Consider the following 24,981-nt stretch of genomic DNA (forward strand, 5'->3'; position numbering starts at 1 on the left):
AGCGACCGAACGGAGTGTGCTACCCGAGGACGCCGAGGGCGAAGGTGATGAGCCAGACGACGCCGATCGACTGCAGGACCCGGTCGCGCAGCACGATGTCCTCCGGCTCACCCGCGAGCCCGCGGTCGATGTCCACGGCGTAGCGGAGCAGTCCGAGCACGAACGGCGCGATCGAGATGGTCTGCCAAGGGATGCCCGACTCGGGCGCGATCTCGAAGGCCCACAGGCAGTACGCGGTGATCGTGACACTCGCGGCCAGACCCCAGACGAAGCGCAGGTACGACTCGGAGTAGAGCGTGAGCGAGCGGCGGGTCCCGGCCTGGCTGCCGAGGGCATGGAACTCGGAGTAGCGCTTGCCCGCCACCATGAAGAGCGACCCGAACGCGGCGACCAGCAGGAACCACTGTGAGAGGGCGACACCGGTCGCCACACCACCGCCGACCGCGCGCAGCAGGAACCCCGACGCGACCACGGCGAGGTCGATCACGGCCATGTGCTTGAGCCACAGCGCGTACGAAACCTGGAGCGTGACGTAGACAGCCAGGGTGAGGCCGAGCTCCCAGGTCAGCCAGGACCCGATGCCCACGCCGACGATGGTCAGCACCACCGCCAGCCCGAGCGCGGCCGCCGGCGTGACCTCGCCGGCCGCGACCGGACGTGCCGACTTGACCGGGTGACGGCGATCCTCTTCGGCGTCGCAGACGTCGTTGATGAGGTAGACCGCCGCCGAGACCATGATGAACGCGACCAGCGCGACCGCGACCCGGCCGAGGACGTCCGGCTGGGCGAGGATTCCGGCCGCGAGCGGCGCCGTCACGACGATGACGTTCTTCAGCCACTGACGGGGGCGGGTGGTCGCGAGCAGGCTCGCCACCTGAGATCGGCGGGGTGTGGTCGTGCTCATGGTGGGCTCACACTAGAGGATCCCCTGCGACCCGAGGGCCTCGGTCCCGATGGTGACGTGCCGGTGGGTGTGACGTTGGTCATCGGCTGCGACTGACTGGTAACCTGGCGGCTCGGACTTCAGGAGGGAAGAACACGTGAGTAGTTTTCTTGGCGGTGTGGCTGCCATCATCGTCGGCGCCGGGCTCGGGGCGGCAACCGTCGTGGGCATTGTGCAGACCTCGGGTGCGGACGACAACCCGACTCAGCCGACCACTCAGGTCGTCGAGTACGGCAACAACGGCTGACCGACTAGCTCTCACCGAGAAGGCTTCGCCAGGAGACTGGCGAAGCCTTCTCGCGTCTGGTCCCAGGTGAACATCAGCGACTTCTCGTAGGCACCCTTGCCCAGGCGCGTGCGGTACTCGTGGTCGGTGAGCAACCGGCGTACCGCCGCCACGAACTCGGCGTGATCCTCCACGAGCACGCCGGACTCCTCGTGGTCGATGGATTCCTGGGTGCCGCCCGCCGAGCGGTAGGCGACGGTCGGCGTCGTGTGCGACCCGGCCTCTCCGACGACCAGGCCCCAGCCCTCCTTCAGCGAGGGGAGCGCCATCAGCCAGGAGCTCGCGTAGACCTCGTGCTTGGTCCGCTCGTCGACGAACCCGGTGAACACCACCCGGTCGGCCACGCCGCGCGCGCGGGCGTACGCCCGGAGCTCTTCCTCCCACCAGCCGTCTCCCACCACGGTGACCGTCAGGTCGGGCATCTCGGTCAGCTCGGCGACCGCGTCGATGGCGTGCTCGACCTGCTTGTGCGGGACGAGCCGGCCGACCACGCAGATCGAGGGGTGGAGACTGCGCCGGGCGTGAGTGACCGGCGTGGGGTCGGTGCCGTTGTGCACGATGGAGATCCGCTCGGCGTCCACGCCGAGCGCTACCAGCTCGTCGCGGGTCGCCGTCGAGACCGCGACATAGCGTGAGCGTCGGTAGAGCCGGGGTGCCAGCCGCGACTCGATCCACCAGCCGATCCGGCCGATCAACCCCGGGTAGACGACCGGCCACTGCTCGCGGTGGACGTGGTGCACCAGCACCACGACGGGCTTGCGGGTCGCGAGCCGGGTGAAGAAGGGGAGTCCGTTCTGGACGTCCACCACGACGTCGATCCGACCGAACCGGCGCAGCAGCAGCCCTAGCAGCGCGAAGGCGTACACCGCCATCTTGTCGCCGCGGCGGACGAAACGGACCCCGTCGCGGATCTCGTCGCGAGAGGCGTTCGGGTGCGCTGCGCAGAACAGCGTGACCCGGTGGCCGCGCGCGGCGAGGCCGCGCGCGACTTCCTCGACGTAACGCTCGGAGCCGCCACCCTCGGGGTTGCGGGTATCGCGCCAGTTGCAGATCAGCACGTGGCTCGTGGACATACAGGTGTTCTCCCTCCCAAGAGCGGCCCAGGTTACCAGCGAGTTAGGTACGTCACTGCGCGCTCGTGGCCGTCGGATATCGTCGGCGCCGTGACTGCACCGCCCCTCCACGCCCCGACCTCGCGCCCGACGCTGGGCCGGTCCGTCCAGCTCTTCCGCGCCCACAGGGTCGAGCAGACCGATCCCGACCACTTCTACGGGATGCTCGCGGCGGACTCGGTGGGGCAGCTGGCGCAGTACGCCGACCTCACGGGCGCCAGCGTGCTCGACGTCGGCGGCGGGCCCGGCTACTTCGCGAAGGCGTTCCGGGCGGTGGGGGCGACATACACGCCGCTCGACTCCGACCTCGGTGAGCTGTCCGGCCTCGGCGACCCCGAGCCCGGCACGGTGATCGGCAGCGGAATGTCGCTCCCGTTCCGCGACGGCGCGTTCGACGTCACATACTCGTCCAACGTGCTCGAGCACGTGCCCGAGCCCTGGACGATGGCTGACGAGATGCTGCGGGTGACACGGCCCGGCGGTCTGGTCTTCCTGTCGTACACCCTCTGGTTCGGGCCGTGGGGTGGTCACGAGACGGCGCCCTGGCACTACCTGGGCGGCTACCGCGCCGCCGACCGCTATGCGCGTACGCACGGCAAGCGGCCCAAGAACGACTTCGGCACCTCGCTGTTCCCCGTCACCGCCGGCGCGGGCATGCGCTGGGCCCGCACCCAGTCCGAGGCGGAGGTGCTGGCGTTGATCCCGCGCTACCACCCGCGGTGGGCGTGGTGGACCCTGCATGTACCGGTGCTGCGGGAGGTGACGACGTGGAATCTCGCGATCGTGCTCCGCAAGCGCTGACTCCCTCGACACGGTCGGCCCAGACACTCGCCTGGCGCTTCCGCCTGCTCGCGGTCAGTCTCGGGCTGTTCGCCCTCGCCTTCGTGCAGGCGCCGGGACGGGTCCTCACCGACACCAAGCTCGACCTCGTCGTCGACCCCGCCGGCTTCCTTGGACGAGCGCTCACCATGTGGGACCCCATCGGGGCGTTCGGCCAGGTCCAGAACCAGGCGTACGGCTACCTCTTCCCGATGGGGCCCTTCTTCCTGCTCGGCGACCTCGTGCAGATCGAGCCGTGGATCGTTCAACGACTGTGGTGGTCGCTGCTGCTGGTCACGGCGTTCCTCGGCATCGTCAAGCTCTGCGCGGCGATGCAGATCGGCGCACCGTGGGCTCGGATCGTGGCGGGGCTGGCGTACGCCCTCTCACCCCGCATCCTCAGCGTGATCGGGCCGAGCTCGATCGAGGTCTGGCCGATGGCGCTCGCGCCGTGGGTGCTGGTCCCGCTCGTGCTCGGGCTGCGTCGGGCCGACCCGCGCCGGATGGCGGCGCTCAGCGCACTGGCGGTCGCCTGCGTCGGCGGTGTCAACGCCGTGGCGACGTTCGCCGTGATCCCCCTTGGTGCCCTGTGGCTGCTGCTCGCGCCGGGAGGCCCGCGCCGACGGGCGATGATGATCTGGTGGCCGGTCTTCGTGCTGATGGGCACGTTGTGGTGGCTGGTCCCGCTGTTCGTGCTGGGCCAGTACAGCCCGCCCTTCCTGGACTACATCGAGAGCGCGTCGACGACCACCTTCGCCGCCACCGTCTTCGACGCTCTGCGGGGGACCAGCAACTGGGTTCCCTACGTCGACACCGACTCCCTCGCCGGCAACGAGCTGGTCCGCTCGATCGGACTGATCGCCAACGGCGCGGTCGTCGTGGCGCTCGGGCTGGTCGGCCTCGCCCGCCGCGGAACCCCGTACCGTCGCTTCCTCGTGAGTGGGCTCCTGCTCGGACTGGTGCTCGTCACGCTCGGCCACACCGGGACGGTGGACGGGTGGGGGTCGGCCACCTTCCAGTCCGTCCTGGACGGAGTGCTCTCACCTCTGCGCAACACCCACAAGTTCGACCTGTTGATCCGCATCCCGCTGGTGCTCGGTTTCGCCCACCTGATCTCGGGCCTGGCCACCGCGGCCGCCCGCAACCGCGAGAGCGACCGGGCGATGCGGCTGGGCGTCGCGGTGCTCGGCGTCGTCGCGGTGCTCGGCGCGACGGTGCCCGCCTGGACCGGCCAGATCGCCAACCGAGGCACCTACGAGAGCGTCCCGGGGTACTGGGAGGAGGCGGCCGACTGGCTCGCCGAGCAGGACTCCGACCAGCGTGCGCTCGTGGTCCCGGCTGCCTCGTTCGGCGACTACCTCTGGGGCAGCACCGGCGACGACGTGCTCCAGCCGCTCGCCCGCACGCCCTGGGCGACGCGCAACGCGATCCCTCTGGTGCCGGGCGGCAACATCCGCACGCTCGACGCGATCGAGCGCAAGCTGGCCAGTGGCGAAGGCTCGGCGGGCTTCCTGCGCTACTTGAAGCGAGCCGGGGTTCGCCACCTCGTCGTCCGCAACGACCTCGGCTTCGGTACCGAGCACACCGACACCACGCGGGTGTACTCGACGCTCGCCTCCACACCGGAGATCACCCTGGCCGCCCAGTTCGGGCCCACCCTCGGCAGCAAACCGCTCGTCACGGGGGAGGACGGCGGACCCGTCTGGGTCGCCGGTGGCTGGCAGGCCGAGCGCGCGGCGGTCGAGATCTTCAACGTCGGCGAGGACGACGCCGGCCCTGTGACCGTGCAGGACGCGGACAGCACGGCGGTCGTGGCCGGCGGCCCGGCGTCGCTGCTGACGCTCGACGAGATCGGCGACGGGCTCGGTGCCGCGGTGCTCGCGGACGACGTCGCGTCTGGTGAGGTGCCCGAGCGGGTCGTCCTCACCGACGGCGCCCGCCGCCAGGAGGCGGCGTTCGGCCGTGCGGAGCAGAACAGGTCGGCGTCACTCACCGCAGACGAACCGTTCACCCTGGACCGCCCAGTCCACGACTATCGCGTCAGTCCCGAAGAGGAACACGTCTCCGTACGGCGCCTGGAAGGCGCGCAGAGCATCACCGCGTCCTCGTCGCAGTCCGACGCGAACGCGCCGGGTGCCCTCGTGCCGGGCCAGCACCCGTGGTCGGCGTTCGACGGCGACCCGCTGACGGCGTGGAAAGCCGGCGCCGGTGACACCGGGACGTCGTGGATCGAGATGCGGCTGAGCGGGAGGACCGACATTCCGCGGGTGCGCCTCACCCTCGACAGCAGCGCGGAGCGTCAGCGCACGGTCACGGTGCACACCGACGCCGGCACCGTCGAGGCGGGGCTCCAACCGGGGGTGTCGGTGGATGTCTCGCTCCCCGAGGGGGCGACCCGGCGGTTGCGGATCAGCAGCGGAGCCTCCGCGTTCGACCCGCTGACGCTCAGCGAGGTCGAGGTCCCTGGGTTGCAGCTGTCCCGGCCGCTGGTCATGCCGCGGCTTGCCGAGAGCTGGGGTGCTCCGGAGCAGATCGTGATGGCCGTCGACCAGGCGGACCGCTCGGGCTGCCTGGTCGTCAAGGGCGCGACGCGGTGCGTCGAGGGTCAGCAGCGTTGGGGAGAGGACGGTCGTACGCTCGACCGGGAGCTCACGTTGAACGAGGCGGCGACGTACGAGCCGTCCCTCACGGTGGAGCCGGCCGGTGGCGCAGGGCTCGACGCGCTCGTTCAGGCCGGTCGCCTCGCAGGCGCCAGCGTCAGCTCGTACGCCGTCGAGGACGCGCGCAACAGCGCCGCACAGACGATCGACGGTGACCCCGCGACGGGATGGATCGCAGCAGCCGAGGACCTCGATCCCACCTTGACACTCCGGTGGGTGGGGGAGCGGCGGCTGTCGCGGTTGCGGGTCGAGACGAGCCGGCGCTTGGCGGCGTCGGTGCCGCAGGAGGCCACGCTGCGCTTCTCCGACGGCACGTCGCAGGACGTGACGTTCCGCGACGGCCTCGCACGTTTCACGCCGGTAGCCACGGAGTTCATCGAGATCCACTTCGGCCGCACCGACGTTCGCTCGAGTGCGGACGCGTTCGGCCTCACCGAGCCCCTTCCAGTGGGCGTGAGCGAGGCCGAGCTGCCTGGCCGGTTCCAGCTCTACCCGCAGCGACCGCGCGACGACGCCCCGATCGGCAAGTGTGGAAGTGGACCGACCGTGGAGGTGGACGGCAAGCGCATCCCGACGCGGGTGACCGCCACGGCGGCAGAGATCCTCGAGGGCGGACCGGTCTCGGCAACGTTGTGCGGGGTCCGCACGGTCGACCTCGCCGAGGGGAACCACCGGATCCGGGTCGTCGGCAACGACGCCTTCCGTCCGACCTCGCTCGTGCTGGGTTCGCTCGGCACCACGACTCAGGCGTCACCGGCGACCGCGTCGTCGTGGGGCAAGACGGAGCGGTCGGTCTCGCTGGACGGTGCCGACAGCGACGGTGACCGGCTCGTCACGGTCGCGGAGAACACGAACGCAGGCTGGCGGGCGCGTGACGGCTACCAGTCGGTCCAGGTGAACGGGTGGCAACAGGGATGGGTCGTGCCTGCCGGCACCGGCGACCTGTCGCTCGAGTTCGGGCCGAGCGGGGCGTATCGCGCCGGGCTCCTGGCGGGCGCTGTGGCCTTCCTCGGCCTGCTGGTGTCGGTGCTGCTGATGCGCAGGCGACGGAGCAGCCTTCCGCCTGAGCGCGGCCGCCGACAGGTCTGGGCATTGCCCGTCCTGGTGGCGACCGGCGTGGTGGTCGGGCTGCTCGCCGGGACGACGGGAGTGCTGGTCGCGCTGGGCGGGCTGGTCGTCGGCCTTGGCATCCGGCGGTTTTCGCCGGAGATCCTCGCCTGGGCGACGGGACTGCCGGTGGCAGTCGCGGCCGCCGGTTACGTCGTCCGCCCGTGGGGGTCCGGCGATGGCTGGGCCGGGGAGTGGGGGTGGCCTCAGCTGCTGGTCGTCTGCTCGCTCGGGCTGCTCGCCTCGTCGGTCGTCGCGGGAGGCGTGGTCGGTCGGCGGCCGAGGTTGCGCAGGCGCAGCGAGGGCACCTCGACCGCGCGGTAGATGATCTCGGCCACCACGATGCTGGCAGCGAGCGTCAGCACGAACAGCTCGAGGCCACGGCCCTGGAAGAGCTCCATGCCGCGCCACTCGAAGATGAGGAAGTGGATCGTCATGTGCATGCAGAAGATGCCGTAGGAGATCTGCCCGAGGTGCCGCATCCAGCTCACCGAGAAGATCCTCGAGAACACGGAGGTCTCGGGGGCGAAGACGCCCGGCAGGATGATCAGGGTGGCGATCAGGGCGTACAGAAGGTTGCGGACCACCCCCTCGCCCGCGGTCGGCACATCGAGCGTGACCGGTCCTGCGAGCGGCGTCGAGGCCACCGCGAAGAGCGCCGCCGCCGTGGCCCAGCACGTCCACGGGCTTCGGCCGAGCTGACGCACCAGGGCGACGATCTTGCCGTCGGTGCTGGGTAGCGACGCGATCGCCAGGACGATCCCTCCGGCGAACCAGCTCAGATAGCCGGGCAGCCACTGGTGGGCGAAGATCAGGTCGGCGTCGACCAGCGTGTAGCCGATCATGAGCCACCCGACGCTGACGTAGACGAGCACCATGGTCCACGAGATCAGGTCGCGCGCCGTCCAAGGACTGCGGCACAGCGTCCGGGCGACCACCCACGCCAGAGCGGGGAGCGCCAGGTAGAAGCTCACCTCGACCGCGAGGCTCCACATCTGTGCGAGGCCGTAGGGGAACGGCTGCGTCCCGTACAGCGTCGTCATCGTGAGGGCCTTCGCCCACTCGCCGAACGAGGCACCGTCGTTCTCGTCCAGCAGGAGCATCGCGGCGATCACCGCGATCCAGTAGGTGGGGAGGATGCGCAGGGCGCGCTTCCACAGGTAGCGCCCGGTGGACGGGAGCGACCTGCCGTCTGCCATCGCGGCCAGGAACGGACGTCCGAGCAGGAACCCGGAGAGCACGAAGAAGATCGCGACGCCGACGTCGAGGCGAGCCGTGAGCGCGCCCAGCTGTCCCTCGGTGTAGAAGCCGGCGATGAACGCCACATGCGTCGCGACGACGAAGATGGAGGCGACCGCGCGCAGGCTGTCCAGCACGGGGTAGACCTGCGGTTGCTCGCGTTCGTCGATCCGGTCGTTCACGGCTTCACCTCCACCGGGCCGACGGCCACCCGGTCCACGCAGACGTTGGCCCCACCTGCGTCGATGGTGAGGCGGTCGTACGAGCCGTCGGTCCGCAGGTACAGCGTGTGCAGGCCGCGCTCCAGGTGGACACGGTACGCGTTGTCACCGGCTGACACCGCGGCGTACCCGTCCTGACCTGCGAGGTAGCCGATCGCCATCCAGAAGGGGAAGTCGTAGGTGGCGCTCGCCAGCGGGATCACGACCGGGGCGTCGTCCCCCTTGAGCGAGTATCCGCAGCCGACGTCGGGGCCGGGGAGCGCGGTGGTCCCGGAGGCGATCTCTGCCGGCTCGAGCATGCCCTGGGCCGTGAAGGTCTCCAGGTCGTTGCCCTGGTCGGGAGTGGTGAACACGTCGCCCAGCGGTGCGAACATGCGCGAGGGCAGGTTGTACGGCGCATTGACGGACCACATCACGGCCTCGGGGACGGGCGCGTCGAGCAACGCCGGCCGGTCGGCCTTCGTGATCTCGTCGATCGCCGTCAGAGCGAAGTCCTTCGTCGGGTTGGTGTCGTGCCAGGGCCGGGCGTACGTGATCGACGACCAGACCGAGGCCGCGACGTACCCGGAGACGATCACGAGCACCGCACCTCGCGACAGCGAGGCGTTCACCAGCGGTTGGTCACGAGGCTCCGACGACTCCACCGCGCCGCGCAGCGGCATGATCGCGAGCGCCAGGACCAGGCAGAGGACGGCCGTGGCATCGGAGAGGTAGCGCACCTCCCGGCCGACGTCCCCGAAGGTCCCGGAACGGCCGACCGCGAGGATCGCGTAGGTCAGCAGGAGGTAGGGGACAGCGATCACCAGACCACGCAGCGCCCGGGTGCGGGTCGCATAGAGATAGCCCCAGATGCCGACCACGATCAGCCATGAGAGCGAGACCAGGAGCGTCGACGGCACGCTGATCGACCGTGGGCCCTGCCCCAGCAGCGCCCACGTCCAGCTGAGGCCGGTCAGCCCGGTGCCGAGGACGTCGACCAGCATCGACTGCGCGAGCGCGGCGTGGTCGGTCTCGCCGGCGTCCGAGCGGGGCATCCGGACCCAGTACATCGCGAGGTAGGCCGCGCCGAGCGCCGCGTACGTCAACCAGCCCCAGAAATAGCGGCGCACCACCGCGACGAACCGCCGCACGGGCCGGCCGCTGGCGAAATACAGCACCGCGAGCAGGCCGAAGACCATCGGGAGTGCGATCGCCTTCACGTAGAAGAGGAGCCCGACAGCGGTGAGGGCGGTCGCGACGAGCGCCCAGCGGTAGCGCCGGGTCCGCAGGTATGCCACGTGGGCGGCGACGCCGAGGAAGATGCAGGTGTGCAGCGGGAGCTGGTTGATCATCGCCGCATACCAGGTGAGCGTCGGGATGCTGAAGATCGAGAACAGGTAGAACGCCAGCGGGATCAGCATCGCGGGGCGGTCGCCGAACAGCTTGCGCAGCATCCACCAGCAGCTCAGGCTGGCCGCGGCCTGGAGCACGACGGTCTGGACGGCAGCCACCCACCACGCGAACGGGCCGGCCCAGGTGACCATCTTGACCAGCACGAAGCTCAACGGCATGAAGTGAACGTTGTGGGGCCGGAAGTACCAGGCGAGATCGTCCTCCCCGGCCGCGATGTCGCTGAGGAAGTGGAAGTCGTCCTCGAAGAACCAGCTGTCGGAGACGACCCAGGTCCGCAGCGCCAGCTGTGCGGCGATGAGCGTGAGAGCGACTGCCGTCACCTTCTGGGTGCGGGAGACGTCCGAGGGGATCCAGCTTCGGAGCGCGCGGCTGGTGTCCGCGGCGAGAGTGTTCACCGCACGGAGTGTAGCCGCGGCCACATTCTCGACTGCCACGGTTCCGGGCTCGCCCGCGGCACGATAACCGGCTTTGCCGAATCGTTGTAGACGGCGTGCCGCTGGGGCGCTACCGGCTGGTAGTGTCTGCCGCGTCTCATCGACTGTGAGGGAGTTCACGTGGGCAAGAAGACCGGGTTCGCTGCTGTTGTGATCGGCGCGTTCCTTCTGGTCTTGGCCGTTCTGGCCAAGACGTACGCGTACGACCAGCTGGCCGTAGTGCCGCTCGACCAGGAGTCCACGACGGTCTCCAAGACTGCCGAGGGCAAGGACGCGTCCTACCTGAACGTCGCCGCTCCGAGCGGCCCCGTGATCGAGTCGGGTCCGCTCGAGTCCCGTCGCGTCGTCGTCGGCCAGGTCGAGGCCGGCAAGGATGCGAGTGACGAGCTCGACAAGGACGTCGCGGTGTGGGACACGCTCTCCTACACGGCGCCTCCGGGCACGCCGGCCGAGGAGGCGCTCAGCGGCACGCGCGACGTGGTGCCGTTCGACCGCCACACCGGCGAGACGGTCCGGTGGGCCGGAGCCAAGACGGAGAGCACCGGCGTCGAGATCGAGCCGTTCAGCTTCTTCGGCAACTACTTCAAGTTCCCGTTCAACACGCAGAAGGAGTCGCTCGACTTCTGGGACGGCTCGCTCAAGAAGGCGGTGCCGGCCAAGTACGAGGGCACCGACGAGCTCGAGGGCCTCACCGTCTACAAGTTCGTCCAGACGATCGAGCCGACCAAGATCGCCGAGCAGCAGGTCCCGGGCAACCTCGTGGGCATGCCCGAGGCGTCCACCGTGGTCGCCGACCGCATGTACGGCAACGTTCGCACCCTGTGGGTCGAGCCGGAGACCGGTGTGATCATCAAGGGTCAGGAGGCCCAGCTCGCGACGCTCGACGTCGACGGCGAGACTCGCGCGACGATCACCGACGCGGAGCTGGCCTACGACGACGAGACGGTCAAGGCGACGGTCGACGAGTACAAGACGAAGGCCTCGCTCCTCGGGATGGTGCGCACCACCATCCCGCTGGTCGGCGCCATCCTCGGCGGACTGCTGATCATCGCCGGTGCGTTGCTGCTGCTCCGGGGACGCCGCGACGGTGACGACTCGACGCCCAAGCACACCTCGTCCGACGAGGACTCGCCGGCCGAGCCGTCGACCGCCAAGGCCTAGCGGTGTGACGTTGTCGTAGCGGCTGGCTACGATGACGGCGATGTCGACGCAGAGCACTGACCCCAGCCCACGAGACGAGCGCGCACAGGACCTGTGCGCGCTCGTCGACGTTTCCCCGAGTCCGTTCCACCTCTGCGCGGAGGTGGCCCGCAGACTCGGGGCGGCCGGGTTCGTCGAGGTTCGCGAGACCGAGGCCTGGCCGACCGAGCAGGGACGCTACTTCCTCGTCCGTGGCGGTTCGGTCGTGGCCTGGTCCACCGAGTCGGCGGCTGGACCTCAGTCGGCGTTCCGGATCGTCGGGGGGCACACGGACTCTCCCAACCTGCGTGTCAAGCAGCGCCCGGACCGCTCCAGCGCCGGCTGGGAGACCGTGGCCCTCGAGCCGTACGGCGGCCCGCTGCTCAACTCGTGGCTCGACCGCGAGCTCGGCCTCTCAGGTCGGGTGACCGTGAGGCGCGGGGGGCGCGCGGAGCATCTGCTGGTCCGCATCGACGAACCGGTGCTCACCGTCGCCCAGCTCGCGATCCACCTCTCGGAGGACCGCAAGGGCGTCGCGCTCGACCCGCAGCGTCATCTCGACGGCATCTACGGGGTGGGGGAGAAGGCCGACCTCCTGGCCGACGTCGCCGGCCGGCTCGATGTGGAGACAGACGCGCTCCTCGGCTGGGAGATCATGACGCACGACCTGGTGCCGAGCCAGGTCTTCGGCCGGAAGGCCGACCTGCTGGCGGCTCCTCGCCTCGACAACCAGACGACGTGCTGGGCGGGGACGACCGCCCTCCTCGACGTGGTCGACCAGCCAACCGAGGGTGTCGTTCCGCTGCTCGTCCTCTTCGACCACGAGGAGGTCGGCTCGACCTCTGACCGCGGCGCCGACTCCGACCTCCTCGTGACCGTCGTCGAACGCATCGTCCTCGCCGCCGGCGGCACGCGTGACGACTACCATCGCGCGGTGTCGGGGTCCGTCGTCGCGTCGGGCGACATGTCTCACGCGACGCACCCCAACTACGCCGACCGCCACGAGCCGTCGCACCGGATCCTCCCCAACGGCGGTCCCGTCCTGAAGGTTCACCCCAACCTCCGCTACGCCACGGACGCGTCGGGCGCCGGCGCCTTCGCGCTCGCCTGCGAGCAGGCCGGCGTCCCGCTCCAGCGCTACGAGCACCGCGCCGACCTGCCCTGCGGGTCAACCGTCGGTCCGTTGACGGCCGCCCGCACCGGCATGACCACGGTGGACGTCGGAGCCCCGCAGCTGGCGATGCACGCGGCGAGGGAGCTGATGGGAGCGGCCGACCCGGCGATGTACACCGACGCGCTCGCGGCGTTCCTGGCCCCCGAGTACTGAGTGGTCCGCGGGCGTGTGTTAGCCCGCGTTGACCGTGTGACGAACGACCCCGTACCCTGGATGTGCGTTGTGGACTCGTACGGCCCCAGACCGAGCGGGTTCGTGCTCGCCAGCGTCTCCAGTCCTACCGCACGAGGTTCTCACGCGGCAACGACCGGCACGCTGCGATCCGGGTCCGCAGCCCCCCGCACAACTCCTATCCACCCATCGGAGCTCAATCCCATATGACGAGCAGCATCCAGGCAGCACCCGCGCCGCAGGTCGCGATCAACGACATCGGCAGCGAGGAGGACTTCCTCGCAGCGGTCGACAAGACCATCAAGTACTTCAACGACGGTGACATCGTCGACGGCATCATCGTGAAGGTCGACCGGGACGAGGTGCTCCTCGACATCGGTTACAAGACCGAAGGTGTCATCCCCTCGCGGGAGCTGTCCATCAAGCACGACGTCGATCCCCACGAGGTCGTCTCCGTCGGAGACGCCGTCGAGGCCCTCGTCCTCCAGAAGGAGGACAAGGAGGGACGTCTGATCCTCTCGAAGAAGCGGGCGCAGTACGAGCGCGCCTGGGGCGACATCGAGAAGATCAAGGAAGAGGACGGCGTCGTCGAGGGCACGGTCATCGAGGTCGTCAAGGGCGGCCTGATCCTCGACATCGGGCTCCGCGGCTTCCTCCCTGCTTCGCTGGTGGAGATGCGTCGTGTCCGCGACCTGGCCCCGTACGTCGGTCAGAAGCTCGAGGCCAAGATCATCGAGCTCGACAAGAACCGCAACAACGTGGTCCTGTCCCGTCGCGCGTGGCTCGAGCAGACCCAGTCCGAGGTCCGCCAGAACTTCCTCACGCAGCTCCAGAAGGGTCAGATCCGCAAGGGCGTCGTCTCGTCGATCGTCAACTTCGGTGCGTTCGTCGATCTCGGCGGCGTGGACGGCCTGGTGCACGTCTCGGAGCTGTCCTGGAAGCACATCGACCACCCGTCCGAGGTCGTCCAGGTCGGCGACGAGGTCACGGTCGAGGTCTTGGACGTCGACATGGACCGCGAGCGCGTCTCGCTGTCGCTGAAGGCGACCCAGGAGGATCCGTGGCAGCACTTCGCCCGGACCCACCAGATCGGTCAGATCGTGCCGGGCAAGGTCACCAAGCTCGTCCCGTTCGGCGCATTCGTCCGCGTCGAGGAGGGCATCGAGGGCCTGGTGCACATCTCCGAGCTGGCCGAGCGCCACGTGGAGATCCCCGAGCAGGTCGTCCAGGTCGGTGACTCGGTGATGGTCAAGATCATCGACATCGACCTCGAGCGTCGTCGTATCTCGCTGTCGCTCAAGCAGGCCAACGAGACCGAGGTCGCGCAGGACGCCGACGAGTTCGATCCCACGCTGTACGGCATGGCATCGTCCTACGACGCGCAGGGCAACTACATCTACCCCGAGGGCTTCGACCCGGAGACCGGCGAGTGGCGCGAGGGGTTCGACGACCAGCGGGAGACCTGGGAGCGGCAGTACGCCGAGGCCCACTCGCGCTGGGAGGCCCACAAGAAGCAGATCGTGGACGCCGAGGCCTCGGCCCGCGAGGCCGGCCAGCAGGCCGCGAGCGGCTCGTCGTACTCGTCCGGTGGCGCCAGCAGCAGCACCAGCGGCAGCACCGGCGGCGGCTCCAGCAGCTCGTCGTCCTCGTCGTCGTCCTCGCAGGACAACGGCCGGTCGACCGGCGGTGCGCTCGCCTCCGACGAGGCACTTCAGGCACTGCGCGACAAGCTGACCGGCGGCGAGTGATCACCCGCTCCCGTTGACATGCTGCACGAGGCCCCTGCCCATCTGGGCGGGGGCCTCGTCGCGTCCCACGGGCGGTAGGTAGCCTGTGCCCGTGCGCTTCATCCTCGACCCCCGGCCGGTCGACCACGACCCGGTCACCGACGTCGCGACCGCGCACGCCCTGCTCCGCCAGGCGTCCGACGGTGAGATCGGGCCGACGGTGCGCATCAGCGTCCCGGTGGGCCCCACCGCGGCGTTCGGACGTTCGGACGTCCGCCGGCCTGGCTTCGCCTCTGCGGCGCAGGCCTGTCGTGCCCTCGGCTTCGAGCCGATCATCCGCGGTGCGGGCGGCCGGGTGGCCGCGTACACCGAGCAGACCCTGGTCGTGGACCACGTCAGCCCCGACCCCGACCCGGGCACAGGGATGCGTGACCGGTTCCGTGACTACGGGGTCCTCCTGACCTCGGTCCTCGGCGAGCTCGGTGTCGATGCCCGTGTCGGTGCTGTCCCGGGGGAGTACTGCCCCGGCGACTACAGCGTCAACGCACGCGGCCTCGTCAAGCTGGTCGGCACCGCACAGCGCGTGGTGCGAGGCGCCTGGCTGTTCAGCGCTGTCATCGTCCTCGGAGACGCCCCGATGCTCCGCGCGGCGCTGCCGGTGATCCACAACCGCCTGGAGCTGCCCATGCGCCGCCGCTCGGTGGGCGCGGTCTACGAAGAGGTGCCCGGCCTCGACGTCGACACGGTGGCGAGCACGTTGCTGCGTGCGTACGACCGCATGACCAGCGTCGACGTGGTCCCGCTCGACGACGCGACCCGCGAGCGTGCGGAGAGTCTGAAGAGCGACCATCGCGTGGGCGCTGACCTCGGCGCACGGCGGACCGCGTGATCCGCGTCGGTCTGACCGGGGGGATCGGCTCCGGCAAGAGCGCTGTGTCAACCCTGCTGCGAGACCGCGGCGCTGTCATCATCGACTCCGACGTGCTCGCGCGCGAGGTGGTCGAGCCTGGTACGCCGGGGTTGGCTGCGGTCGTCGAACGCTTCGGCGACGATGTGCTGACCGCCGACGGGCAGCTCGACCGTCCGGCGCTCGGCGCGCTGGTCTTCTCCGACCTGTCGGCTCGTCGAGACCTCGAGGACATCGTCCATCCGCTGGTCCGTGCTCGTGGCGCTGACCTCGAGGCCCAGGCAGGGCCCGATGCTGTCGTGGTCCACGACGTCCCTCTCCTCGTGGAGACGGGGCAGGCCTCTCGCTTCGACCTGGTCGTCGTCGTGGACGCTCCGGTCGAGGTCCAGATCGAGCGCCTGGTGACCCAGCGGGGCATGTCGCGCGAGGAAGCCGCGAGCCGGATCGCGGCTCAGGCGTCACGTGATGACCGACTCGCGGCGGCCGACGTCGTCATCGACAACACCGGCTCGCTCGACGACCTCGCGCGCGAGGTGGAGCAGCTCTGGACCACGCGCTTGAGCCCAGAGGTTGTCAGACACCGCCGATAGCGTCAGATCGCATGACGACCTTCGCTGTGACAACGCCGACCGGTCACGTCGGGGCGCATGTCGTGCGCCTGCTCGTCCAGGCCGGCACGCGGCCCGTCCTCCTGTTGCGAGACGCGGCCAGACTCGACCCTGACCTCCTGCCCTACGTGCAGGTGAGGGAGGGAGACCTGCACGACCGTGACTACGTCGTGCGCGCGACCGAGGGCGTCGACGCCCTGTTCTGGGTGGATCCGACCGACCTGACCGTCGACGACCCCAATGCCTCGACACGAGAGCTCGCCGAGCACGCCGCCGACGCGGTGCGGCGCAACACGATCTCGCGGCTCGTGCTGCAGAGCAGCGTCGGAGCCGAGCGCCGGCAGGGCGTCGGACTCATCGACGGGCTGGGCGCTGCGGAGGACATCCTGGGCGCCACCGGCGTCGACCTGCTGGTCCTGCGCTGCGGCTACTTCTTCACCAACCTGCTCGACGACATCGACGCGATCCGTGGTGGTGTGCTCCTGACGGCGATGGCCCCCGATCGCCGGCTGCCGTGGGTGGCGCCGCGCGACATCGGCGACGTCGTGGCCGCTAACCTGCTCAGCGGACGGCCGGGGCGACGGATCCAGGGTGTGCACGGACCAGAGGACCTGTCGTTCTCCGACGTCGCGCGCACGGTGAGCGACGTCACCGGTCATCCCGTGGCCGTGCACCACGTCGAGGACGACGAGCTCTTCGCGATGCTCACGTCGGTCGGTCTCGGCAAGAGGGCTGCGCAGGGGATCGTGGGCATGACGTCGGGCATCCGCGACGGATTCGTCCCCGAGCAGGCCAGGGACGCCGTGACCACGACGCCGACGACGCTGGCCGCTTGGGCGTACGAGGAGCTCCGTCCCGCACTTGCCCCTCGCTGACCTCGCCGGGGCAGCGCGGTGCCTGGGACCCCGAACGGGCCGGCGCCTCGACCCTTCGGTCGCGGACACCGGCCCGTTCGTCTGCGGACTCGCTGCGCCCCCGTCAGGCGGCGAGATCCGGGTCGGCGATCTTGCGGAGACGCTGGATCGCCTCTCGCTCGAGCTGGCGGACGCGCTCGGCGGAGATTCCGTGGCGCTTGCCGATGTCGGCGAGCTTGTGCTGGCGGCCGTCGAGCAGACCGTAACGGCAGCGGATGATGTCGGCCTCGCGCTCGCCGAGGTGCTCCACCAGACCCGAGAGGCGGTCACGGGACTCCGTGTCGAGCACCGCGTGGTCCGGGCCGGGCTGGGTCTCGCGGGCGACCAGGTCGCCGAGGGACGTGTCACCGTCCTCGTCCACCGGGGAGTCGAGGCTGACGTGATCGCGACCCCACGAGATGAGGTCGATCACCCGCTCGACCTGCATGCCGAGCTCTTCGGCGATCTCAGCCGGGTCGGGCTCGTGGCCCAGCTTGCGCTCGAGGTTGCGACGAGCGGCACCCACCTGGTTGAGCTCCTCCACGACGTGCACGGGGAGCCTCACGACACGGCCCTGCTGGGCGATGCCGCGGGTGATGGCCTGGCGGACCCACCACGTGGCGTAGGTGGAGAACTTGAAGCCCTTGAGGTAGTCGAACTTCTCGACCGCCCGGATCAGGCCGGTGTTGCCCTCCTGGACCAGGTCGAGCATCGGCATCTGCGAGCGACCGTACTTGCGGGCGATCGACACGACCAGACGCAGGTTCGCGGTGATGAACTCGTCGAGGGCGCGCTCACCCTCGGCGACCATCCACTCGAGCTCCTCCTGGGTCGCCGACTTCGGGGCTCCGCCCTTCTTGCGGCCCACGCGACCCTCGGCCAGGAGGTGCTTGGCAAAGAGTCCGGCTTCGATGGTCTTGCTCAGCTCGACCTCACGGGCGGCGTCGAGCAGAGGGGTGCGCGAGATCTCGTCGAGGTACATACCGACGCTGTCTCGTCCCTCGGCGCGCTCACGCACCTGAGTCGTTGCTGTCGTCACGCAGACCAGCTCCTTCACTTCGTTCTCGGCTCGATCCATCACAACGCGATCAGCCGCCGGTCGATTCCGTCTGGCACTGGAAAAGACGAACAGAGCGTGCTAAAGGTGCCGGTCTCAGGTGTTTCTTAGGCCATATCCCCTAACCACGGGCCGCTCAGGGGTGGGCGAGCGCGTATCGAGCGATCACGAACGGGTCGTCGTGACGAACGTCACGCAGCGTGAGGTCGAGGCGCCGGGGGAGGAGCGGCTGGCCTGAGCCCAACGTGACGGGAGCGTACGAGACCTCGAGCTCGTCCAGGAGACCCGCGTCGGCGAACTGGCCGGCGAGCTCGCCCCCGCCGATCACCCAGACGTCCTTGTCGTCGGCGACCGCGAGCATCTCGGAGTGGACCGCCGCCACGTCGCCCTGGGCGAAGCGGATGTCGGCCCCCGGGACCCGCGGGAGGTCGCGATGTGTCATCACCCAGCTCGGTGAGGTGTAGGGCCAGGCCTGGGGGTTGTCGAGCAGGCTCTCGTGGTCGAGGATCCACTCGTAGGAGCTGGAACCCATCACCATCGCCCCGAAGCGCGTGGTGAGACCCTCCATCTCACCCGCGAGGTCCTCCGAGACAGGCTGGGAGAGCAACCAGCCGAGGTCGTGGTCGGACGTGGCGATGAATCCGTCGAGGCTGCTGGCGGTGTAGTAGATCGTCCGGGTCATCGGCTGATCGTCCCGGACAGCACCGACAGTTTTGGCCCGGTCGGTCAGTCTCGCCGACGTCCTTCCTCAGTCTCGGACGGCGAGCGGCTCGTGAGCCGCGCCGAGGGTGTCGATGACCCACGCGAGCTCGTACGCCCGCTCCTTCCACGACTCGTACCGCCCGCTCACGCCCCCGTGTCCCGCACTCATCTCGGTCTTGAGGAGCACGTCTGCGCCGGCGACGGCACGAAGACGCGCCACCCACTTGGCGGGCTCGACGTAGAGCACGCGGGTGTCGTTGAGGCTGGTGATCGCGAGGATCTTGGGATATCGCTGTGCGGTGACGTTCTCGTACGGCGTGTAGGACTTCATGTAGGCGTAGACCTCGGGATCGTGCAGCGGGTCGCCCCACTCGTCCCACTCGATGACCGTCAGGGGGAGCGAGGGGTCGAGGATCGAGGTCAGCGCGTCCACGAACGGCACGACCGCCAAGATGCCGGCAAAGTCGTCCGGGGCGTCGTTGGCCACGGCACCCATCAGCAGGCCCCCGGCCGAACCGCCCTCCGCCACCAGGCGCTCGCTCGTGGTCCACCGCTCGGCGACGAGATGACGAGCGCAGTCGACGAAGTCGGTGAAGGTGTTCTTCTTGTGCAGGAGGCGGCCGTCCTCGTACCAGCCGCGCCCCATCTCACCGCCGCCGCGGACGTGGGCGACCGCGAACACCACCCCGCGGTCGAGCAGCGACAGCCGTGTCGCGCGGAAACCGGGGTCGATGCTCGACTCGTAGGCGCCGTAGCCGTACAGCAGCGCCGGAGCGCTCCCGTCGCGGGCCACGCCCTTGCGAGCGACGAGCGAGATCGGCACCCTCGCGCCGTCGCGCGCGACCGCCCACAGCCGGTGCTGCTCGTAGTCGGCGGGGTCGTAGCCGCCCAACACGGGCTGCTGCTTGCGGAGGAGGAGCTCACCCGTCGCGACGACGTAGTCGTACACGGTCTCGGGTGTGACGAAGGAGGTGTATCCGAGGCGGACGAGCGGTTGCTCCCACTCGCGGTTGGGCCCGAGCCCGCTGGTGAACAAGGGCTCGTCGAACGAGACGGGGACAGGGTCGCCGAGCGGAGCGCCCGGTCGGGCGTCGTCGTCGAGGGTGATCACGGCCACCTGGCTGAGCGCGTCGCGTCGCAGGCTCAGCGCGACGAACCCGGCGAAGGCGTCGACGTCCTCCAGACGGGTGTCGTCGCGGTGCGGGATCTCCGTACGCCAGTGCTCCGGTCCGGGCGTGGACACCGGGGCGCTCGCCAGCTCGAAGTTGACCGCGCCGTCGTTGTGGAGCACGAGGAAGCGGTCCTCGCCGCCGACCACGACGTGCTCGACGGAGTATTCGATGCCCTCGCGCCGGGGGGCCACCACTCGGAACTCGCCCGTGGGGTCGGTCGCGTCGAGCACCCGGATCTCGGTCGTGACCTTGGAGCCCGAGGCGATCACGAGGAATCGATCGCTGCGGGTCGCGCCGACACCGGTGAAGTAGCGCTCGTCGGTCTCGTGGAACACGAGCTCGTCGGCGTCCGAGGGCGTCCCGATCGTGTGCCGCCACACCTTGTCCGGACGCCACGCGTCGTCGACGGTCGAGTAGTAGAGGTGATCGGCGTCGAACGACCACGTCGCGCCGTACGACACGTCGCTGATCTCGTCGTCGAGCAGGGCGCCCGAGCTCAGGTCCTTGACCCGCAGGGTGAACCGCTCGTCGCCGGCGGTGTCGACGGAGTAGGCGAGCAGGGACCCGTCACGGCTCACGCTGAGCGCGCCCAGGGCGAAGTAGTCGTGTCCCTCGGCCTCGGTGTTGCCGTCGATCAGGACCTGCTCGCCCTCGACGGGCGTGTCCGAGCCGAGCTCGGGCGGCGTCCAGTCGCCGGGGCTCGTCACGGGGCAGCGGCAGTGGACGGCGTACTCGCGGCCCTGGAAGGTGCGTGCGTAGTACCACCAGGATCCGCGCCGGACCGGCACGGACAGGTCGGTCTCGAGGACGCGCGACTTGATCTCGTCGAAGATCCGCCCGCGCAGCGCCTCGAGGTGCTCGGTCCGCTCGGCGGCGTAGGCGTTCTCGGCCTCGAGATAGGCGCGGGTCTCGGGCGCGTCCTTGTCACGGAGCCACTCGTAGTCGTCGACGACCTCGTCGCCGTGGTGGACCCTGACCTGGGGGTGGCGCGGCGCGACCGGAGGCCGCGGACCGGAAGACGTGCTCATGGCTCGACCGTACCGGGTGTCAAGGACGGGTCCTCGGCGTCGAACGTGCGTACGGGACCAGGCCCCGTGGTGGCCGTCTCGAAGCGCACCGTGACCCGCCCCAGACCCGACCCCCAGACCCATCCCGGGCCGTGCTCGTCGTGGACCACGTCGGCGCCCGGGGCCCATCGCGAGCGGGCACGGAGCGGACGCGGGACCGCGCCGGCGGTCGCCATGTCCGGCTCGCCGGCGAGCGTGGTCGCAGCACCCGTCGATCCGGTGGCGGCCGCGAGCTCGTCGTCGTCGGGCGGGAAGAGGTCGTCCTGGACCCAGTCGGCCATCCCCGAGACGCCGACCCCGAGCAGCCGAATGCCTGACGAGGTGTCGATCTCGGCGAGCAACCCCGTCACCGTGCGTGCGATCACGCGGGCGTCGTCGGTGGGCCCGGCGAGCGTCGCCGACCGGGTGTGGGTCTCGAAGTCGTGATGACGGATCTTGAGCGTGACCGTACGGCCGGAGGTGCCGTTGGCGCGCAGGCGCTCCGACACTCGACGGCTCATGGTGGTCGCCACGTCGGCGAGGACGCGCGGATCGGTGATGTCGGTCTCGAAGGTGTCCTCGACGCTGAGCGACTTCGTCTCGCGCTCCGCGACCACCCCACGGTGGTCCTCTCCGCGAGCGAGCGAGTGCAGCGAGGTCCCGTACGCCGTGCCCAGCAGGGACGTGAGCTCGAGGAGGTCGAGCCGGCGCAGCTGCTCGACCGTGTGGACGCCGATCCGGCGCAGGCGCTCGGCGGTCACCGGGCCGACGCCCGGGATCGTACGCACGCTGAGCGGGTCGAGCGTCTCGATCTCGGTGCCGGGCGCGACGACGTACGACCCGTCGGGCTTGGCGAGCTCGCTCGCGATCTTGGCGAGGAACTTGGATGAGGCGACACCCACCGAGGCGGTCAGACCGCCGGTGCGCTCGGCGACGTCGGCGCGGACCTGCTCGGCGAGCGCGGTCACGCCGTCGAGGTCGAGGTGCCGTGACTCCGCACCGGCGGCGAGGTCGACGAACGCCTCGTCGAGAGACAAGGGCTCGACGAGCGGAGAGATCTCGCGGAGCCGACCCATCACGACCCGGCTCGCGGCACGGTAGGCGTCGAAGCGTCCCGACAGATAGGCCGCGTGCGGGCACCGGGCGCGCGCCTCCGCAGTCCGCATGGCGGATCTGACGCCGAAGAGCCGAGCCTCGTACGAGGCGGTGGACACGACGCCCCGGTGACCAAGACCACCGACCACCACCGGCTTGCCGCGCAGCGACGGCTTGTCGCGCTGCTCGACGGCGGCGAAGAACGCGTCGAGGTCGAGGTGGAGGATCGTGGCCTGGCGGCGCATGGGCCCATTCTCGCTCCGGCTGCGGACGGCTCGTCGGCCAGTGTCGAGAGGCCAGTGTCGACCGGCCCGTGTTCACGGGCGAGTGTCCACAGGCCGGTGTCGACCGGCCGGTGTCCACAGGCCAGAAGTCACCTGTCCCGAGTGCTCTCCGAGGACCCACCCTCTCGGCATGACCGATGTGATGCGCGCTCGCACCCTGTCCGACCTGATCGGTGTTGTCCCCGTCCTGCTCGGGTTCCACCCCCGCGACTCGTTGGTGGCCGTGTGCCTCGACGGTCCTGCCGGCCGTGCCGGCTTCCGGCTGCGGGTCGACCTGCCTCCGCCGGAGGCCGCCGAGCTCGCCGCCGACCAGCTGGTGGGCTACCTGCTCCGCCAGGATCCGGACGCGGTCGCCCTGATCGCCTACGCCGACACCGATCTCGACGAGGGTGCGCGGGCACTCACCGACGCGATGACCCGACTGCTCCGCGCGGACGGCGTCCACGTCACCGACGCCGTCCGCTACGACGGCACGCGCTACTACTCCTACTCCTGCCAGGACCCGACGTGCTGCCCTCGCGAGGGGGTGCCGTGCGACGTCTCCTCGTCCCCGCTGCTCGCGGAGGCGGTCTTCCGTGGCCACGAGGTGCTGTCCGACCGGGACGACCTCGTACGCCGGTTCGCCCCCGTGTCGGGTCGTGCGCTCGAGGAGGCGCAGCGAGCGACCGAGCGAGAGGTGCAGGGCTTGGGCCGCGTCGGGGCGCACGGAGCTGCTCAGCGCGACGCCGAGACCGTGCGCCGTGGACTCGCCCGCGTCCTCCCGGTGGTGGATGCGGCTCTCGGCGCAGGGCCGGGTGGACCGGCGACGGGCGGCGGGGGGAGCGGCAGCGGCCATCGCCTGGTCCCCGACGACGTGGCTGCGCTGTCGGTGTGGACGTCGCTCGTCGTCGTACGCGACGTCCTCTGGTCGAGGATCACGCCTGCCAACGCGCTCGCCAGCCTCACGATGTGGCGCGAGGTCGCCGTGAGCGCCGTGGCTCCGTTCCAGGCGGCCCCGTTGACGCTTGCGGCGTTCGCGGCATGGTTGGCAGGGGACGGGGCACAGGCCCAGTGCGCGCTGGACCGCGTCGCCGAGGTCGCGCCCAGATATTCTATGGCCGCCCTGGTGCAGCAGGCGCTCACCGAGTGCCTCGACCCGGCGCACTGGGAGGGATTCGACACCGACGACGTTCTGCGGACGGTGCCCGGCCTCTCATAGTGTTGGTGCTGCGACACGCCGACGACGCGGTCACGAGGCCGAGGAGGCTGAGATGGGTCAAGAGGTCGACGACCAGGTCTTCACCCGCGAGGACCGGACCGCCTTCCGGGAGAAGGTCCGGCGCAGCCTGGACGTGTTCTCCCGGATGCTGCGCGACACCCGATTCGACGCGGTCCAGCCGATGACCGGGGTGGAGATCGAGCTCAACCTGATCGACGAGGTGGGCAACCCCGCGCTGCGCAACGAGGACGTCCTCGCGGCGATCGCCGACGAGGACTTCCAGACAGAGCTCGGCCAGTTCAACATCGAGATCAACATCGACCCCCGGCCCCTCGACGGCTACGGGTTGAGCCACTACGAGAAGACGATCCGCGAGGACCTCAACCACGCCGAGAAGCGCGCGAGGTCGGTCGACGCACATCTGCTGATGATCGGCATCATGCCGACCCTCAAGGCGGGCCACATGACCCCGTCGACGATCTCTGCCAGCCCTCGCTACTCCCTTCTCTCGGAGCAGGTCCTCGCCGCTCGCGGGGAGGACATCGCGATCTCGATCTCGGGGGAGGAGCGCCTGACCACGACCTCCGAGTCGATCATGCCCGAGGCCGCCTGCACCAGCGTGCAGCTCCACCTCCAGGTGGGACCGGCCGAGTTCGCGTCGTACTGGAACGCCTCCCAGGCCATCGCGTCCACCCAGCTCTCGCTCGGCGCGAACTCGCCCTTCCTGCTCGGCAAGCAGCTGTGGCACGAGACCCGGATCCCGCTCTTCGAGCAGGCGACCGACACCCGCTCGGAGGAGCTCAAGGCCCAGGGGGTCCGCCCGCGCGTGTGGTTCGGAGAGCGGTGGATCACGTCGATCTTCGACCTCTTCGAGGAGAACGTCCGTTACTTCCCGGCCCTGCTGCCGGTCCTCGACGACGAGGACCCGGAGGCGGTCCTCGCCGCCGGCGACCCGCCGACACTGGCGGAGCTGCGTCTGCACAACGGCACGATCTATCGGTGGAACCGACCGATCTACGACGTGATCGGCGACCGCCCCCACCTGCGCGTCGAGAACCGCGTGCTTCCCGCCGGGCCCACGGTGGTCGACACGGTGGCCAACGCGGCCTACTACTTCGGGCTGGTCCGGGCCATGGCCGATGCCGACCGTCCGCTCTGGACGCAGATGTCGTTCAGCGCGGCCGAGGAAAACTTCACGAGTGCGGCGAGGGGCGGGATCGGCGCGAGTATCTATTGGCCCGGCATCGGCACCGTCGGTGTGACCGAGCTGGTGCTCCGTCGTCTCCTCCCGATGGCGGCCGACGGGCTGGACGCCATGGGGGTGGACCCCTCCGACCGCGACAAGTACCTCGGCATCATCGAGCAGCGGTGCCTGACGGGTCGCAACGGTGCGACCTGGCAGAGCGAACGCTTCCGCACGTTGTACGAACGCGCCGGCACCGACCGTACGGAGGCGCTGCGCGAGATGACGATGCACTATCGCGAGCGGATGCACACCAACGAGCCCGTGCACACCTGGGACTGACCGCGCTCGTCCCGCTGCGGGTTGTCGACG

General features: G+C 69.9%; 19 protein-coding genes. 11 read left to right on the forward strand and 8 right to left on the reverse strand.

The window, feature by feature from the left end:
- Window positions 1–19 precede the first annotated feature (19 nt).
- Complete coding sequence (locus KV100_RS17880; protein WP_220344435.1) at window positions 20–904, reverse strand: decaprenyl-phosphate phosphoribosyltransferase; 885 nt, start codon at window positions 902–904, stop codon at window positions 20–22.
- A gap of 157 nt (window positions 905–1,061) precedes the next feature.
- Here KV100_RS17880 and KV100_RS19850 point away from each other — a divergent pair, with 157 nt between their 5' ends.
- Window positions 1,062–1,190, forward strand: a complete 129-nt coding sequence (locus tag KV100_RS19850) for a hypothetical protein (protein WP_255559402.1) — start codon at window positions 1,062–1,064, stop codon at window positions 1,188–1,190.
- Between the two features lie 11 nt (window positions 1,191–1,201).
- Here KV100_RS19850 and KV100_RS17885 read toward each other — a convergent pair whose 3' ends face one another.
- On the reverse strand, window positions 1,202–2,302 hold the full coding sequence (locus tag KV100_RS17885) for a glycosyltransferase family 4 protein (protein WP_220344436.1): 1,101 nt from the start codon (window positions 2,300–2,302) through the stop codon (window positions 1,202–1,204).
- 90 nt (window positions 2,303–2,392) lie between these two features.
- Here KV100_RS17885 and KV100_RS17890 point away from each other — a divergent pair, with 90 nt between their 5' ends.
- Window positions 2,393–3,142, forward strand: a complete 750-nt coding sequence (locus KV100_RS17890; RefSeq protein ID WP_308289386.1) for a class I SAM-dependent methyltransferase — start codon at window positions 2,393–2,395, stop codon at window positions 3,140–3,142.
- On the forward strand, window positions 3,109–7,251 hold the full coding sequence (locus KV100_RS17895) for an alpha-(1->3)-arabinofuranosyltransferase (protein WP_220344437.1): 4,143 nt from the start codon (window positions 3,109–3,111) through the stop codon (window positions 7,249–7,251). Before KV100_RS17890 ends, KV100_RS17895 begins: the two co-directional genes overlap by 34 nt.
- On the opposite strand, the gene KV100_RS17900 is transcribed toward KV100_RS17895, so the two are convergent.
- Both KV100_RS17900 and KV100_RS17905 read right to left on the reverse strand, forming a co-directional pair.
- On the reverse strand, window positions 7,134–8,348 hold the full coding sequence (locus KV100_RS17900; RefSeq protein WP_220344438.1) for an acyltransferase: 1,215 nt from the start codon (window positions 8,346–8,348) through the stop codon (window positions 7,134–7,136). The genes KV100_RS17895 and KV100_RS17900 overlap by 118 nt on opposite strands.
- Window positions 8,345–10,174: a hypothetical protein gene (locus KV100_RS17905; RefSeq protein ID WP_220344439.1), complete on the reverse strand. Its 1,830-nt coding sequence runs from the start codon at window positions 10,172–10,174 to the stop codon at window positions 8,345–8,347. Before KV100_RS17905 ends, KV100_RS17900 begins: the two co-directional genes overlap by 4 nt.
- 159 nt (window positions 10,175–10,333) lie before the next feature.
- Here KV100_RS17905 and KV100_RS17910 point away from each other — a divergent pair, with 159 nt between their 5' ends.
- From KV100_RS17910 to KV100_RS17935, 6 genes are all read left to right on the forward strand, one after another.
- On the forward strand, window positions 10,334–11,374 hold the full coding sequence (locus KV100_RS17910) for a DUF3068 domain-containing protein (RefSeq protein WP_220344440.1): 1,041 nt from the start codon (window positions 10,334–10,336) through the stop codon (window positions 11,372–11,374).
- 40 nt (window positions 11,375–11,414) lie between these two features.
- Window positions 11,415–12,719, forward strand: coding sequence for a M18 family aminopeptidase (locus tag KV100_RS17915; protein WP_255561209.1), 1,305 nt, complete (start codon window positions 11,415–11,417; stop codon window positions 12,717–12,719).
- Window positions 12,720–12,943: 224 nt separating this feature from the next.
- Entirely contained in the window at window positions 12,944–14,485 is a 1,542-nt protein-coding gene (gene rpsA / locus KV100_RS17920; protein ID WP_220344442.1) for a 30S ribosomal protein S1, read from the forward strand.
- Window positions 14,486–14,576: 91 nt separating this feature from the next.
- A complete protein-coding gene (locus KV100_RS17925; protein ID WP_220344443.1) occupies window positions 14,577–15,353 on the forward strand; it encodes a lipoate--protein ligase family protein in 777 nt (258 codons plus the stop codon).
- Window positions 15,350–15,961, forward strand: coding sequence for a dephospho-CoA kinase (coaE, locus tag KV100_RS17930; RefSeq protein ID WP_220344444.1), 612 nt, complete (start codon window positions 15,350–15,352; stop codon window positions 15,959–15,961). Before KV100_RS17925 ends, coaE begins: the two co-directional genes overlap by 4 nt.
- An 11-nt stretch (window positions 15,962–15,972) precedes the next feature.
- Window positions 15,973–16,854: an NAD(P)H-binding protein gene (locus KV100_RS17935; protein ID WP_220344445.1), complete on the forward strand. Its 882-nt coding sequence runs from the start codon at window positions 15,973–15,975 to the stop codon at window positions 16,852–16,854.
- 103 nt (window positions 16,855–16,957) lie between these two features.
- On the opposite strand, the gene KV100_RS17940 is transcribed toward KV100_RS17935, so the two are convergent.
- From KV100_RS17940 to KV100_RS17955, 4 genes are all read right to left on the reverse strand, one after another.
- The gene (locus tag KV100_RS17940) at window positions 16,958–17,854 is read right to left on the reverse strand and encodes an RNA polymerase sigma factor RpoD/SigA (RefSeq protein WP_220347200.1); all 897 of its coding nucleotides are present in this window, start codon (window positions 17,852–17,854) and stop codon (window positions 16,958–16,960) included.
- Between the two features lie 211 nt (window positions 17,855–18,065).
- Complete coding sequence (locus KV100_RS17945; RefSeq protein ID WP_220344447.1) at window positions 18,066–18,611, reverse strand: dihydrofolate reductase family protein; 546 nt, start codon at window positions 18,609–18,611, stop codon at window positions 18,066–18,068.
- A 66-nt stretch (window positions 18,612–18,677) separates the two neighbouring features.
- Window positions 18,678–20,831, reverse strand: a complete 2,154-nt coding sequence (locus KV100_RS17950) for a S9 family peptidase (protein ID WP_220344448.1) — start codon at window positions 20,829–20,831, stop codon at window positions 18,678–18,680.
- Window positions 20,828–22,189: a DNA polymerase IV gene (locus KV100_RS17955; protein ID WP_220344449.1), complete on the reverse strand. Its 1,362-nt coding sequence runs from the start codon at window positions 22,187–22,189 to the stop codon at window positions 20,828–20,830. Before KV100_RS17955 ends, KV100_RS17950 begins: the two co-directional genes overlap by 4 nt.
- A gap of 169 nt (window positions 22,190–22,358) precedes the next feature.
- Here KV100_RS17955 and KV100_RS17960 point away from each other — a divergent pair, with 169 nt between their 5' ends.
- Complete coding sequence (locus tag KV100_RS17960) at window positions 22,359–23,426, forward strand: DUF4192 domain-containing protein (RefSeq protein ID WP_220344450.1); 1,068 nt, start codon at window positions 22,359–22,361, stop codon at window positions 23,424–23,426.
- A 52-nt stretch (window positions 23,427–23,478) separates the two neighbouring features.
- Entirely contained in the window at window positions 23,479–24,951 is a 1,473-nt protein-coding gene (locus KV100_RS17965) for a glutamate--cysteine ligase (protein WP_220344451.1), read from the forward strand.
- Window positions 24,952–24,981: the final 30 nt, after the last annotated feature.

Source organism: Mumia sp. zg.B21 (assembly GCF_019550855.1).
GTDB lineage: Bacteria > Actinomycetota > Actinomycetes > Propionibacteriales > Nocardioidaceae > Mumia.

Bases quoted from the DNA above. Each gene is read 5' to 3' on its own strand.
- KV100_RS17955 (WP_220344449.1), bottom strand. From the start codon at position 22,189: ATGCGCCGCCAGGCCACGATCCTCCACCTCGACCTCGACGCGTTCTTC.
- KV100_RS17940 (WP_220347200.1), bottom strand. From the start codon at position 17,854: ATGTACCTCGACGAGATCTCGCGCACCCCTCTGCTCGACGCCGCCCGT.
- rpsA (WP_220344442.1), top strand. From the start codon at position 12,944: ATGACGAGCAGCATCCAGGCAGCACCCGCGCCGCAGGTCGCGATCAAC.
- KV100_RS17880 (WP_220344435.1), bottom strand. From the start codon at position 904: ATGAGCACGACCACACCCCGCCGATCTCAGGTGGCGAGCCTGCTCGCG.
- KV100_RS17965 (WP_220344451.1), top strand. From the start codon at position 23,479: ATGGGTCAAGAGGTCGACGACCAGGTCTTCACCCGCGAGGACCGGACC.
- KV100_RS17945 (WP_220344447.1), bottom strand. From the start codon at position 18,611: ATGACCCGGACGATCTACTACACCGCCAGCAGCCTCGACGGATTCATC.
- KV100_RS17960 (WP_220344450.1), top strand. From the start codon at position 22,359: ATGACCGATGTGATGCGCGCTCGCACCCTGTCCGACCTGATCGGTGTT.
- KV100_RS17950 (WP_220344448.1), bottom strand. From the start codon at position 20,831: ATGAGCACGTCTTCCGGTCCGCGGCCTCCGGTCGCGCCGCGCCACCCC.
- KV100_RS17885 (WP_220344436.1), bottom strand. From the start codon at position 2,302: ATGTCCACGAGCCACGTGCTGATCTGCAACTGGCGCGATACCCGCAAC.
- KV100_RS17915 (WP_255561209.1), top strand. From the start codon at position 11,415: ATGTCGACGCAGAGCACTGACCCCAGCCCACGAGACGAGCGCGCACAG.
- KV100_RS17935 (WP_220344445.1), top strand. From the start codon at position 15,973: ATGACGACCTTCGCTGTGACAACGCCGACCGGTCACGTCGGGGCGCAT.